The organism is Neobacillus sp. 19 (assembly GCF_049463095.1).
Lineage (GTDB): Bacteria > Bacillota > Bacilli > Bacillales > Cytobacillaceae > Neobacillus.
In genome coordinates this window covers 1-14,144 of record NZ_JBMPZU010000079.1, presented here as the reverse complement: position 1 = coordinate 14,144, position 14,144 = coordinate 1, and the positions used below count along the sequence as shown (strand labels likewise).

General features: G+C 46.1%; 13 protein-coding genes. 3 read left to right on the top strand and 10 right to left on the bottom strand.

Going from position 1 to position 14,144, the window contains the following annotated elements; all coding sequences use genetic code 11:
* Window positions 1–72: 72 nt before the first annotated feature.
* From moaD to fdhD, 10 genes are all read right to left on the bottom strand, one after another.
* A complete protein-coding gene (gene moaD, locus ACO1D1_RS23620) occupies window positions 73–306 on the bottom strand; it encodes a molybdopterin converting factor subunit 1 (protein WP_423337354.1) in 234 nt (77 codons plus the stop codon).
* Window positions 299–766 carry a molybdenum cofactor biosynthesis protein MoaE gene (locus ACO1D1_RS23615; RefSeq protein WP_423337353.1) on the bottom strand — a complete coding sequence of 156 codons (468 nt, stop codon included), beginning with the start codon at window positions 764–766 and terminating at the stop codon, window positions 299–301. Before ACO1D1_RS23615 ends, moaD begins: the two co-directional genes overlap by 8 nt.
* Window positions 767–2,701 (bottom strand): molybdopterin biosynthesis protein, encoded by a 1,935-nt coding sequence (locus ACO1D1_RS23610; protein WP_423337352.1) that lies wholly within the window; start codon window positions 2,699–2,701, stop codon window positions 767–769.
* Between the two features lie 16 nt (window positions 2,702–2,717).
* Entirely contained in the window at window positions 2,718–3,950 is a 1,233-nt protein-coding gene (gene glp, locus ACO1D1_RS23605; protein ID WP_423337351.1) for a gephyrin-like molybdotransferase Glp, read from the bottom strand.
* Window positions 3,951–3,974: 24 nt separating this feature from the next.
* Window positions 3,975–4,571, bottom strand: coding sequence for a molybdenum cofactor guanylyltransferase (gene mobA, locus ACO1D1_RS23600; RefSeq protein ID WP_423337350.1), 597 nt, complete (start codon window positions 4,569–4,571; stop codon window positions 3,975–3,977).
* Between the two features lie 14 nt (window positions 4,572–4,585).
* Window positions 4,586–5,395 carry a formate dehydrogenase accessory protein FdhE gene (locus ACO1D1_RS23595; RefSeq protein ID WP_423337349.1) on the bottom strand — a complete coding sequence of 270 codons (810 nt, stop codon included), beginning with the start codon at window positions 5,393–5,395 and terminating at the stop codon, window positions 4,586–4,588.
* A gap of 422 nt (window positions 5,396–5,817) precedes the next feature.
* Window positions 5,818–6,531, bottom strand: a complete 714-nt coding sequence (locus tag ACO1D1_RS23590) for a formate dehydrogenase subunit gamma (protein ID WP_423337348.1) — start codon at window positions 6,529–6,531, stop codon at window positions 5,818–5,820.
* The gene (locus ACO1D1_RS23585; protein ID WP_423337347.1) at window positions 6,524–7,351 is read right to left on the bottom strand and encodes a 4Fe-4S dicluster domain-containing protein; all 828 of its coding nucleotides are present in this window, start codon (window positions 7,349–7,351) and stop codon (window positions 6,524–6,526) included. Before ACO1D1_RS23585 ends, ACO1D1_RS23590 begins: the two co-directional genes overlap by 8 nt.
* Entirely contained in the window at window positions 7,348–10,329 is a 2,982-nt protein-coding gene (gene fdnG, locus ACO1D1_RS23580; protein ID WP_423337388.1) for a formate dehydrogenase-N subunit alpha, read from the bottom strand. Before fdnG ends, ACO1D1_RS23585 begins: the two co-directional genes overlap by 4 nt.
* A gap of 85 nt (window positions 10,330–10,414) precedes the next feature.
* Window positions 10,415–11,176: a formate dehydrogenase accessory sulfurtransferase FdhD gene (fdhD, locus tag ACO1D1_RS23575; protein WP_423337346.1), complete on the bottom strand. Its 762-nt coding sequence runs from the start codon at window positions 11,174–11,176 to the stop codon at window positions 10,415–10,417.
* Window positions 11,177–11,646: 470 nt separating this feature from the next.
* Between fdhD and pdxK the strand changes: the two genes are divergently transcribed.
* From pdxK to bshB2, 3 genes are all read left to right on the top strand, one after another.
* On the top strand, window positions 11,647–12,483 hold the full coding sequence (pdxK, locus tag ACO1D1_RS23570) for a pyridoxine/pyridoxal/pyridoxamine kinase (RefSeq protein WP_423337345.1): 837 nt from the start codon (window positions 11,647–11,649) through the stop codon (window positions 12,481–12,483).
* A gap of 166 nt (window positions 12,484–12,649) precedes the next feature.
* Entirely contained in the window at window positions 12,650–12,997 is a 348-nt protein-coding gene (locus ACO1D1_RS23565) for a YojF family protein (RefSeq protein ID WP_423337344.1), read from the top strand.
* A gap of 21 nt (window positions 12,998–13,018) precedes the next feature.
* Window positions 13,019–13,690: a bacillithiol biosynthesis deacetylase BshB2 gene (gene bshB2 / locus ACO1D1_RS23560; protein ID WP_423337343.1), complete on the top strand. Its 672-nt coding sequence runs from the start codon at window positions 13,019–13,021 to the stop codon at window positions 13,688–13,690.
* Window positions 13,691–14,144: the final 454 nt, after the last annotated feature.

The following is a 14,144-nucleotide window of genomic DNA, read 5'->3' as shown; positions in this document are numbered from 1 at the left end:
TTCGAAAGAAAAGCCGCCGACCGGCGAGCTTTTAGGGTAGGATTATTAAAAAGTTTGCTCTCACTGGCACAATCAACCGCCGCTGACCGGAGGAATGAAGGCAATCTCGTCGCCGTCGCTGATTACTTCATCATTTGAGGCAAATTCCTCATTAATCGCGGTCATCACGGTTTCTAAGCGCGGCAGGTCATATTTCGCCGCTAACTCGGCCTTCAATTCAGCAACTGTTTTTCCACTGGCATCCATTGATAATGACTCTGCACCAACAGCATCACGCAAATGGGCGAAAAATAATACTTTATTCATCTAAATCACCTGCCTCAGGCTTGCCGCTTGGATAGGCGACCTTTTCAAGCTGGTCTCCAATCCACGATTCGCCGTCTTCCCAATGCTCTTTCTTCCAGATTGGAACGATTTCTTTAATTCGCTCAATGGCATAGCGGTTCGCTTCGTATGAATCAGCGCGGTGCGGCGTCGAAACCGCAATCACAACGGCAATATCGGTAATATCCAGGCGTCCGACACGATGGGTAATTGCCACTTTCGAGCCGGCCCAGCGCTCCTCAATCTCCGCCCCGATTTGTGCAAGCTTTTTCACCGCCATTGCTTCATAGGCATCATAGATTAAAAATAAGGTCTTCTTGCCATGGGTTAATTCCCGGACCGTGCCGATGAAGGTGGTAATCGCACCAGCCTCACGCTGGACCACTTTATCAATCACTGCCTGAATATCAATCGGTTCCTTTGAAATCTCGTAGTACTTCAATTAACTCACCTCATCAGTCAAGCTCTTAGGCTCTGCATTTTCAACCACTTGGTAGCCGCCAATTTGTTTAACCTTTTCCCGGAAGGCTTCCGACTGAATAATCGCCAAAAGCTGCCGGCCGCTTTCACTTTCGAAAAAATTTCGTGTCATCACTAAGTCATATTCTTCATCGGCGACCGGAACAAAGTCCAGACCCATGGCCTTGGCCGCAGGGTAGATTCCAAGTCCTGCACCGCACGCGTCGCCGTTCACTTCCGCCGCTATGGCTAAGTGGGAGAACATTTCCCTGTCATAGCCGAGAATCTCTTCCGGCTCGAGGCCCGCCTCTTGCAGCAGCAAGTCAAACAGGATTCGTGTACCGGCTCCTTTTTGACGGTTGACGAAGTTCGCCCCCGCTCGGACCAGGTCAGTCACGCCAGCGATTTCCAGGGGATTGCCTTTTGGCAGGATCCAGCCTTGCTTCCTTTTTAAAAAGGGATAAAGGACCACGTCTTTTCCCGCTAACATTTTCTTTACGTATGAAACATTATATTGCTTTGTACTTGGGTCCAGCAAATGGATCCCCGCTACATGGGCCTCGCCTTTCCTAATTGCCATGATGCCTGCCATGCTGCCGACGTGGGAGGAGACGATTTTCATGTCTGTCTGTAAACGTTTCAGCTCCGAAAATAATAGGTCAATCGTTAAATCGTGGCTGCCGCAAAAGACGATTGCCTGTTTGATTTCCTCCAGCGGGCGCAGCAGTTCGACTTCTGCTGTATCTCCCTGCTCATAGCCGATCACACTTGGCGGTACAATTAACAGGCCGTCTGCCCGGACATAGGACATCGTGACCCCGGCCGCCCTTGTCAGCGGGTTGGCGACAAATTGTCCATTCACCCAGCCGATATTCATTCGTACAAAGTCTTCGGCGCCCATTGATGAGACAATGCGGCGGCCAAGTTTTACCTGAACCGTCTGTCTCCGTGGTTCAGGAATCCCCAAGTATTGACATACTAACGGACGGACAAACCATTCCATCGCCAAATAGGCAGAAACCGGGTACCCCGGAACACCAACGACCATTTTTCCGTTTATTTTTCCTAAAACGGTTGGTTTTCCAGGCCGTGCGGCGACCCCATGAGTATAGACTTCGCCGATTTCTGCGATGATGTGGACCGTGAAGTCCTTCCTGCCTGCCGATGAGCCGGCATTGATGACAATAATATCCGAGGTTTCGGCGGCTTCCAACAGCGCCGCTTTAATCCTTTCCGGTTCGTCCTTCACAATCGGATGGAGCTTCGGCTCACCGCCCCATTCCTTGATAAAACCGGAAAACACCGTACCATTAAATTCAATGATGTTTCCGGAAGACAGCTCCGCATTTGCCTCGACAAGCTCATTACCTGTCGGGATAATTGTCACCACCGGTTTTTTGACAACCGGAACCACAAGCTGCTGTGCGGCGAGCAGCACGCCTAAATCCGCCGGACGCAGCGCATGTCCTTGAGGGAAGAGCATTTCCTCTTGAACGATATCCTCGCCAATCGGCCGGATATGCTGCCAAGGGGTGGCCGGCTCAATGATTTCAATCGTATCGTCATCCACCATATGTACATGTTCAATCATAATCACGGCGTTGAATGGGGAGGGAATGGCATTCCCCGTATCAACAAAACAAAACTCCGTGCCTTTTTTGAGAAAAAGCGGATTTTGCTCATGCGCCTTGTAGGTGCTTTCAGCGATCACGGCAATTCCATCCATTGCTGAGGCGTGGTAATGCGGCATCGAGACGCGCGCAAAGATGGGTTCAGCGGTTACACGTCCCAGTGCTTCAACGGCTGAAAGATAGTCGATTTCAGGAGTTAGCTCAGAGGCTGCCAGTATTTCTTCTCGTGCTTCCGCTCGGGGTTTGTCCTCTAAATAAATTTTTCGCTTATATTGTGTATGTTCCATAACTCTCGGCGCCCCCTTACCTTGATGGAATCACAGGTACCCATTCACCCTGTGAAACTCCTTCTTTTTCTGAACTAATCTCAACCATGCCATCGCTTTTTACCAGTGTGGTAATTAAGCCGGATTTTCCGATAATCGGCTCGGCCCACCATTCGCCCTCGTTTTCAAACAGCCGGACGCGGATATAATCCGCTCGTCCCATGGAAGAAGGAATATTTTTTGTGATTTTTGCAAAAATCCGCTCTGGTTTGCGCTCAAGCTTTTCACCCTTCAGCTTTCGCAGAATCCGCTCGCCGAACAGTTTGAAAATAATCATCGCACTTGCCGGATGTCCTGGAAGGCCGATGACAGGCTTGCCGTTTGCCATGGCGAGAATCGTAGGTTTCCCCGGCTTAATTGAAATACCATGCACAAAAACCCCCGGCTCCCCTAAGGACTGAATCACATCTGTTGTGTAATCCTTCGCCCCGACAGAGCTGCCGCCGGAAAGGATTAAACAATCGACCTGTTCATAGAGCTCGGCAGCTTTTTGGCGGAATTCCTCAAAATCATCGCGGACAATCCCGCCGTACATCACTTCCACATTCCATTCATTCGCAAGTCCGGCAATCGTTAAATAGTTGATGTCGCGAATTTGCCCTTCTTGGAGAGTTTCCGTTTGATACGGAACGATTTCATCCCCGGACGAGAGGTACCCTACCTTCAATTTACGAAAGACGGGCACCTCGGCAATCCCTAACGAGGCGAGTGCCCCTAATTCCTGCGGCCGCAGCTTCGTTCCGGCCTCAAGGAGGGTTTCCCCTTCCTTGATGTCTTCTCCCTTGCTGATCACATTTTCCCCAGGCGCGATTTGTTTATAGGTATTTAGCAAGCCGTCTAATTCCTCGCAATGTTCAATCATGATGACACTGTCACTGCCCTTTGGCATCATCCCTCCCGTCGGCACGTAAACGGCCGTTCCGTGACCCGCTTCGACCGCTGGGACTTCGCCCATTTTTACTTCTCCAACAACGTTTAAGAAGCCTGGCATGGATTCAGAGGAACCATACGTATCCTTCGCACGGACGGCATACCCGTCGACAGTTGAGCGATCAAAACTTGGCACATTTTCCTTTGCCGCCACAGGAGCCGCTAAAATAAAATGTAAGGCATCACCAATTTCCTTAACCACTGTTTGTTCGATTGCCGGTATGTTTTCCTCGATTAAGGCAAATGTTTCTTCAACTGTTTTTACTTTGAAAAATCGCATGGCTCCCATTTCCCCCTTTTAAAATCAATCTGTCTCAGCCCACTTTTTCGCATCTTCATATTCATTTGGGTGATTCATATTGAAAAAGACCCGTTCGAGATAAAGATGGCTGTAAGACTGCAGCTCTGTTTCTGTTACGTATCGGACATTTAATTGATCTAGTAAATGTTTCATTCGCAGCCGGCCAGCCTCAATACAGGCAAGGGCTTCTGCTGCCGCATTTTTGTGAAAAACAGCAAATAACGGGTGCTGTTTTCCATTAATCACTGGGATGACGGCATCATAATCGCCGCGGCTGTCCACGAGCGCCTCGGCAAGCTCCGCTGACACAAACGGCATATCGCAGGCGACAATCACGTTCACATCGCAGCTGGATGCGAGCAGACCTGCATGCACACCAGCGAGCGGCCCCATACCTGGATACTGATCGGGGACCATTTTGAGTCCTAAAAATTCATATTGTTCAGAATCATTTGTTACTAGGATTATATCATCAAAAAGAAGTTTTAGCTTGTCTGCCATTCTTTCAATATTCGTTTTCTCATTTATTTTTAGCAGCGCCTTATTTGTGCCCATCCGGCTTGATTTTCCGCCTGCTAAAATAATCGCTGCAGCTTTCATGTTTTTAACGCTCCTTACTGTTCCGTTTTCTTCTCGCCAACCGCAGTATACCCATTCTCTTGGGCAACAAAATCTAGATGAATAGAGTTTAAATCCAGTAATGCCGCTGAAGGTTTCGCGATATATTGGCGTGTATCAATAATTTTAATATAGCCGTTGCACTCTTCGCAAACTTGAATTTGGGAGGTGACATCCCCTTCAATCGTTAAAAATTGAACCGTTTTATGGTCCTCATTGCCGCAGTGCGAGCATTCTAAGCGCTTTGCATGCCAGTGGGCAAGGCAGCGCGGGCAATGGATAACCTTTTTCCCCTCATCCTCAAGGGATGCCAATCTGACTGGCTCACCGCAAACTGGGCAGCCGGCCCCCGGCACGGCGCGGTTGATCACAGGTTGAACCTTTTCGGCTATCAATTGCAGATATGGACGAAGGGCGGTTTCAGCGAGGAAGTGGGGGATCCATTCTTCCAGCCCATGTTCTTCTGCAAAGCTTGTAAAATAATGGTGATTGAACGAGCTAGCCTCTTCGATCCAGCGAATGGCTGTTTCTTCACGAAGAAGGCTATGAATTCCTGCCAGTCTTGCCTCAAGTTCAGGATTAAATTTTACAAGTATGTTATTGATTTCCTCTATACACTGTAAAAATAGTGAAATATCAAAATCAATTGCCGTTAATGCGGCAGCTGGGACACCTGCTCCCATTGCAGCCTGATCAAGGTTCGGTCTAATGGTTTCGGGGTCAAGCTGCTGCTTCCACTTTTCCTGAAGCTTGACGATTTCCTTCTGCAGTTCCTGATATTCTTTTGAAACAACGGATTTAATCATCGTTGTTGCACCTCATTTTATGGTATTTTTTTGATTCGCTCATTGAATCCATAAATTCGCTCATTAAATATGAAAATTCGCCCATTAGCCCCCTAAATTCGCTCATTGAATCTTAAAATTCGCTCATTGACTGCCTAAATTGACGATTCAATCCAGAGTTACATCCGATTGTGGCTCAAAAAGGACGCTTTTTTAAAGGAAATGGCTGTCGTAAACGATGACAGCCATTCCTTTTATAAAATAAGATTTTATAAGTTTCGACTTTGAGAATTGTCCAGCTTCAGCGCACTAGCGGCTAGTGTCCTTCGCTCTCCGCCCTACGAGAAGTCAACATCGGCTCACTCCGCTCACCGTGTTTCCTTTATCTCAGTTGGTGGGATCCAGGCCATACGCCGCTGACCAGGGCGCTTCCGCTTTTCTTTTTAAGCGCCTTTTTTATGTTTTGGATCGTCCAAGTCAGGGAAGTTGCCCTTTTTGACTTCTTCATCATACCAGTCGCCGTAGTGGCCTTTTGCCCACCAGGCTGGAACCTTTCCGGTAACGACGCCGGAGTATCCTGGTCTTGAATGTTTATGAACAACAGATAGGTAAATATGTCCGACAATCACAGCGATTCCTAATCCAAAACCAACGTTATGAAGGAAGTAGCCCCATTGCACAAACGCTCTAGAGAAGTACTCAGGGAACCACATGGTGACTCCTGAAACAATGACCAAGATGGCACAGAAAATCTGAAGAATCGAGTTAATTTTTTCCCCAGCGTTAAAGAAGGTTTGTTTAATATGTTTAAACTTGAAGCCGAATAATTCTTTAACGAATTCACTGAAGAATTGAAGGTCGCGCTTCTTCCAGGTGATTAATTCCTTCATCCAATGAATAAAGAATTTGGGACTAAAAATTAATAAGATGAAGGTAGGCGTTACGAACGCTACTGCAAAAATTCTGTGCAGCAGCCGGGCCATGGCCGGGCCGCCAAACACCGGATACAGCCAGTCAAAGAATTCGGTATACATTGGCAGGGCCGTGATGTATAGGGCAAAGAAGGCAATTCCATTAATTGCGTGCGCCCAAACAAATGCCTTTGGAAAGCGGCGAATCTTTACATCAGCTTTTGGGTGCTTCTGATAATTACTCATCACTGCCACCTCCATCTTCTGTTTCGTTATTCTCTTTTTTACTGAAAAACTTATTGGCCACAAATGCTCCGACAACAGCCATGGTCGTTGCCCCGATCATCGCCTTGCCGATTGGCTGGGCATAGTCCTTCCACAACACAGCAGATGTTGGCACCTTCGGATTTTCAGGCAGGCCGTACACGCTTGGCTTTTCTGCCAGTACATAAACGGTATGAGTACCGCCAACGCCCTCCGGATTGTAGACCATTGCGTTCGGGTAACGACCTTTGATCTCCTTGACTCGCTGCTCCGCCTTTTTAATCATTGCATCCCTGTCGCCAAACTCCATTGCTCCGGTATGACAGGTAGTAACGCAGGCAGGCTGTAAGCCCTCATCAATTCGGTCGGTACACATCGTACACTTATGGGCCTTGCGATACTCCTTGCCGTTTTTATCCTTATATTCCTTCAAGGAAATGACCTCAAACGGACAGTTTTGCACACAATAGCCGCAGCCGACGCATGTATCCTGGTCAATCACAACGGTTCCATACTTCGTATAGCTGATCGCATTTTCCGGACAAACCTTTTCACAGGCAGCATCGGTACAATGGAAGCAGGAAGAATGACGGAACAAGTAGTCTAGACCACCGCTTGCATTCTCATGTTCAATATACTGCAGGACATTCCATGTATCGGCTGTTGTCTTTGCATGGGATTGGACACTGCCAAGGAAATCAGTCGGTTCTGCCGGCAGGTCATTCCAGTTTTTACACGCTACCATACAGGCACGACAGCCATCACACTTCGTGACATCGACATATTTTACATACTTACTCATGCTTCAGCCCTCCTAACGTTGCAGAGGAATGCTTTGTATTCTGGAATCGTTGTATTCGCATCACCAATGTGCGGCGTTAGACGATTCGCTGTATCCCCAGTGGCAAAGCCTTTATAGCCGAAGTGCCATGGCATGCCAATTTGATGAACCTTTTTGCCATTCACCTTGTACGGCTTAAAGCGTTTTGTCACCATCGCATAAGCGTTGATTTCTCCGCGTGCCGAGCTGACAATGATTTTGTCTTTATTCTTGATGCCTTTTTCTTTTGCAAGTTCTTCACTTAATTCCACAAACATATGGCCGGCAAGCTCTGAGAGCCATTCTTGATTCCGAGTCATCGATCCTGACTGCCAGTGTTCACTTACCCTGTAGGTGGTTGCGACAATCGGGTAATCCTTCTTATCGCCCTTCTTGTTAAAATCGCCCTCAATCACGACCGCGGCCGGGTTCAATTGTTGACTGGAGAACGGGTTGGGAACAGGGCTTTCAAATGGCTCGTAATGTTCAGGGAACGGTCCATCGTTTAATGTTGGCGCAAATAGTAAGCCAACGCCATCCTTGTTCATGATAAACGGACCTGCGCCCCCTGGTTCAGTTGGGGCCGTCACTGGTTTGAAGTCTGGGACGTCATTTCCGGTCCATTTCTTCTGGACAGCATCCCACTGAATGACGGCTTTTTCCTTGCTCCATGGCTGTCCGCTTGGATCCGCGGAGGCACGGTTGTAAAGAATCCGGCGATTCATTGGCCATGCGTATGACCAGTTTAAGTAATGGTGTCCGCCTGTGTCTTTATTGTCACGGTTTTTCGATTTATTCTTGCCTTCTTCCGGATAGAATCCGGAATAAATCCAGTTGCCGCTTGAGGTTGTACCATCGTCCAGCAAAGCCCCAAAGCCCGCAATTAATTTACCTGTTTTCAGGTCATAGCCATTGATTTCTTTGGCCACAAGGTCAATATCCGGTTCATCGCCATTGCCATAATTCCAATCAAGCGCTAAGAATGGCTTGTCAGCAGATTTTGGACTGTTCGCATAAAGATGTTTCAGTTTTAATGCCAGTTCATGGATGATATCAAGGTCCGGTCTTGCCTCGCCTCTTGAATCAATCGCCTTCCAGCGGTATTGCATCCAGCGTGAGCTGTTGGAAATACTGCCCTCTTTTTCAAAAGAAGCACTCGCCGGCAGAAGGAATACTTCTGTATTAATCTTAGATGGGTCACTGCCTGCTTCTTTTTGCCAGAATGACGATGTTTCCGTTTCCCACAGGTCGATGGCTACAAGCCACTTCAGGTTTCCAAGTGCCTCTTTTTCTTTCCCGGCGTTCGGTCCGCCGACAACCGGGTTTGTGCCGAACAGGAATGTTCCTTCTAGTTCACCCTTGTACATCGCATTAAATAGATTGATGTGGGAGTAGTTTTTATTTCCCTTTGGCAAGTAATGGTAGCCGAACTCGTTTTCAGCCGTAGCGTTCGCACCGTACCAGGCTTTCAGTAAGCTGACAACAAATTTTGGTTTATTGCTCCAATAGCCTGTCTTCGGTGTTTCTTTTTCCAAATAGCCTTTCAATGTCGCATGCTCTGGAACAGTCGCTTTCGGTGTGCCAAGATATCCTGTCAAGTTGTCATATAATAGACCAAAGTCTGTCGACCCTTGTACGTTTGATTCGCCGCGCATCGCATTGATGCCGCCGCCAGGGATGCCGATGTTTCCTAAAAGCAGCTGCAGCATCGCATAAATCCGGACGTTTTGTGAGCCGACGGTATGCTGGGTTGTACCCATTGCATACATGATGGTTCCGGATTTGCCGACTTTCCCTGTTTCACAGAAGGTTTGGCAAACTTTCAGGTAATCTTCTTTTGGTGTACCGGTTACAGCTGTAACGGTATCCACATCGTAACGGGAATAATGTTTCTTCATTAATTGGAACACGGAACGCGGGTGCTGCAATGTTGCATCTGTAACCGGCTTGCCGTCTTCCGTTGTTTCTATTGCCCATTTTGTTTTATCATACGCTCGTTTTGCTGCGTCATAGCCTGAGAAAAGACCATCATTAAAGTCAAAGCCTTCTTTCACGATGAAGGACGCATTTGTATAGTTAGCGACATACTCTTTGTGGATGAGATTGTTTTCGATTGCATACTTAATCATCCCGCCGATAAACGGAATATCCGTACCGGAACGAAGGGCAGCATACACGTCCGCCTGCGACGATGTCCTTGTAAAACGCGGGTCGACAGAAACGATTTTCCCGCCGTTTTCCTTTGCCTTCGTTAACCATCTAAAGCTGATGGGGTGATTTTCTGCAGGGTTTGCGCCAATAATCAACGCACAATCAGTATGCTGCAGATCATTCCAATGGTTAGTCATTGCTCCACGACCAAATGTAGGTGCCAGACCGGCAACCGTAGAACTATGTCATATTCGTGCCTGGTGCTCTAAGTAGGTGACACCAAGCCCTCTCATTAGTTTCGAGAGCAAATAAGTTTCTTCATTATCAAGTGCCGCGCCGCCAAGGCTGGCAATCTTTTCGGTTTTGTTAACGGTGATTCCGTTTTCTACTTCAACAAATGAATTGTCACGTGTTTCTTTTGTACGTTTGGCAATGGTGTCGAGCATCCATTCCCAGTCTTTTTCCTCCCACTTATTGCTGCCGGGAGCACGATAAAGCGGTTTTGTTAAGCGTTTTTCCGATGTGTATAACTGTCTTAATGTTGTTCCTTTACTGCATAGCTTTCCTTCGTTAATCGGGTTATCCGGATCCCCCTCCGTATAAACGACCGTATTATCCTTGGTGTGAACGAGGATTCCGCATCCAACACCACAGTAGCAGCAAATGGTTGGTGTTACAGTAGCTTTGGCAATTTTGAAGTCCTTTGTTTTCGCATAGGCTTTACCCTCATTAAAGCCTAGCTCGACAATCGCAAGTGTTGCCGCAGTTGCGCCAGATAGCTTTAAAAATTGCCGGCGATTTAGGTTCATTTCAACCATTTTAAATCTCCTTCCCAAGATTTAATTAGAACATCCCTTTTTCTCTTTAGGTATTAAAAGTCTTTGATTCCCCCTTTCAATGCATCTCTACTGCCAGCTCGATATTTAGATCATTTTCGACTCGCCCGGCTGAGGTATAAATCGTGGCCATTTTCCCTCTTAAATAGCCAATCACCTCAATATTTAAGTATTTTGCCAGCTGCACAGCCTGCTTGGTGGCGGCTGTGCGCGAACCGATCACAGGAAAGCCAAATTTTGCAGCCTTTGAGAGCATTTCATATGAAACCCGTCCGGTTGTCAGCAATAACAGCTTTTCGGGTTGTAAACGTTTTCTAAGTGCGTGGCCGATAATTTTATCGACAGCATTGTGGCGGCCAATATCTTCACGAATCGTGATCGTGCCGTCCTCCTCGACAATACAGGCTCCATGCATCCCGCCGGTTTCCAGGTAAAAGCGGGAGTTTTGCGCGAACTCACTTCTCTTTTTTAATAGATAACTTAATTGGAAGGTTTCGTTTGATGCCACTTTGGCAAAATTCTTCACATCAGTCATCGAAAAGAAGGTGACGCCCCTGCCGCAGCCTGCGGTGTAATGCTTCTTTTTTGAAAAAACTTGCTCTTCGTCAAAATGGGTTCGAAGCGCGACATGAATGCTGCCCATTTCTTCGTTGATGAGGAGGGACTCGATATCATTTGCATCCTGAATAAAGCCTTCAGAAAACAAATAACCAACTGTCCAGTCCTCAAGGTCGAATTTTGTCAGCTGAAAAACAGCCATTTCATAACCATTTATGATCAAGGAAATTGGATATTCATCAGGACACCCTTTGCGGTTCATTGTTTTCACTTCCCCCTAGGAACTTTTCCTTATTTATTCATTGTAAAAATAGGACCAATTGCACTCAGCGACATTTGTCACTTTGTCGAAAAATGGTACCTAATAAAACAGGACGATTTGCTGCACGGAACGCATTTCTACTGATAAAAGGTGGGTGATTGCTAACCTTTTTCAAGTTTGTGTCAAATTTCCAACAATTTTGCGAAACTGAAAGATCCCTTCGATGATATAATCATGCATTCGCAGATGGTAAGCGGTTACATCCCTATAGAAGAAACATGTGTATGTTCATCGTACGGTTCACCCTGTTTTTTGAAAGTAATATTTATCACGCAAAATGCTTGGAAATAGTACAAATGGGGGAAATGTCATTTTTCTGTCAACAATTATCGATTGCCTTCTTAAATTCTGTTAATTTTCTAAAAATGTTTTATAATAATAAGGAGGTTTTTTAGAAGGGGGTTTACATAATGACGATTAATAAAGTAATGACGATTGCCGGCTCTGATACGAGCGGCGGGGCTGGAATTCAAGCAGATTTAAAAACGTTCCAGGAGCTTGGTGTCTATGGGATGACTGCCCTTACTACGATTGTAACAATGGATCCAAAGGATTGGCGCCACAGCGTGTTTCCACTTGAAGTAAGTACACTTGAAACGCAAATCAACACCATCCTGTCCGTCGGCATTGACGCGATGAAAACCGGGATGCTTGGGACTGTTGAAATCATTGAGTTGGCAGCACGGAAAATCGATGAAAATAAACTGGAGCGAGTGGTCATTGACCCGGTAATGGTGTGTAAGGGGGAAGATGAGGCCTTGCATCCGGAAACAACGGATGCGATGCGTGAATTCCTTTTACCGCGCGCCCTCGTGGTTACGCCAAATCTGTTTGAAGCAGGACAGCTAGCGGGAATGAAAACACCGCATACGGTTGCAGAAATGAAGGAGGCAGCTGTAAAAATCCACGAACAGGGAGCAAAATTCGTACTGATTAAAGGCGGCGGAAAGCTTCATTCTGAAGAAAAAGCCATTGACCTCCTGTATGATGGAAAAGAATTCAGAATTTACGAATCGGAAAAGCTCGAAACCACCTATACTCATGGTGCTGGCTGTACGTATTCGTCAGCAATTACAGCTGAACTTGCCAAAGGGAAATCCGTTTATGAAGCGGTTGATGTCGCGAAGGGCTTTATTACTGCGGCCATCCAGCAAGGCTTCCGTTTAAATGAATTTGTCGGACCTACTTGGCATGGCGCCTACCGCGGCCTTAAAAAGGCAACCGAGTATTGCGAGGATTGTGAATAAAAAATGAGAAAGGAGCCAATCAATAGATTTGGCTCTTTTTCCATCTTGCATACCAGCATTTTCTGCAAGCAATGATTTCGCATTTTTTTACTAATTTTAGTATGATAGATACATTATTAAATAAGAATAGTTTATAGATTGTTTTGTGGGAAAGGAGTTGTCCGATTTGCAGTTAATTGAGACCAGCCGTGTCCAAGAAGCCATCAACGGCTTTGCGAATAAAGATGTCTATATTCACCTGGAAACAACCAATGGTGCCTATGCCTCCCATCATGACCAAGCTTTCTTCTCTGCCGGAGCCTACATCCGGAATGCGCTTGTCCGCTATGAACTAGGGAAAATCACCGGAAACGGTCCTTTCCGTGTCGGTCTGAAAATAAACCTTGGCTGGATCTACGCCGAGGGCCTTACGCACTTCGAAATTGATGAAGAGAACCATCTATTATTAGCCGGCCACGATTATAATGGAAAATTGGCAGTTGCATTAGAAATCAGCAGCACACCTTTTAAATAAAGCTGGGAAGGAGAATGGTCCATGAAGAAAGAACGCCATGTTTTGGTTGTGTTCCCGCATCCTGATGATGAGGCTTTTGGTGTATCCGGAACGATTGCGACGCACGTTAACAATGGAACCCCTGTTACATATGCTTGTTTAACCTTAGGGGAAATGGGACGCAACATGGGAAATCCCCCGTTTACCAATCGGGAAAACCTTCCGAAAATTAGAAAAGAAGAATTAAAGGAAGCCGCAAGGGTCTTAGGCATCCAGGACCTTCGCATGCTTGGCTTCCGCGATAAAACGATTGAATTTGAAGATGAAGATTTCATGACAAATACGATAACAGCGCTGATCGATGAGGTGAATCCATCCCTAATCATCACGTTTTATCCCGGCTACTCCGTCCATCCTGACCATGACGCCACTGGTGCGGCGGTCGTAAGGGCTGTTGGGAAAATACCTGCCGCCGCAAGGCCGACCTTACACTGTGTGGCCTTCTCCAATAATTGTGTCGAGGAGCTTGGAGAGGCGGACATCATCAACGATATTACCCCTGTCGACCAAACAAAGCTCGCTGCCATTCAAGCACACCGCTCACAGACAGAGCAGATGTTCAAAGACATGGAAGAGAAGTTGAAAAATCAAGACCCGCAAGTCATGGTATGGATCAATAACGAACGATTTTGGACGTATCAGTTTAGAAAATAGTGAAATAATAATCTTGCTGACTCAAAGGATTGTTGAATGACTGCTATTTTGGGTCAGCTTTTTATATTTTTTCCCAAACGATTGATATTTTTTTCTACTTTGTTAAGTAACATAGCAAGAACATTTTTTTCAATACTAATGTATAGTATACCTTCATTAGGAATTCAAGTTGTCATGAAGGGGAAATAAAAATTTCTCTGCCCTCGGCGTGTGTTCAAGGGTATTTAAAAAAGATGACTCATGTTCGATACGAGGGCTATGAAAAAGTCCTTAAAATGAAAGAAGTATAAGTATAATACCTCAGTATGGAATTTTACCTCTACTACTGCTAATTTAATTATAGGATCACTTCAAGTGCAAACTATTATTCAAAATAATAGGTAAATAAACCCAAGTTAATGTACTGACTCTTTATGATTTAGCATAAATCGAGTAGAGGGAAAATAAGTTGATT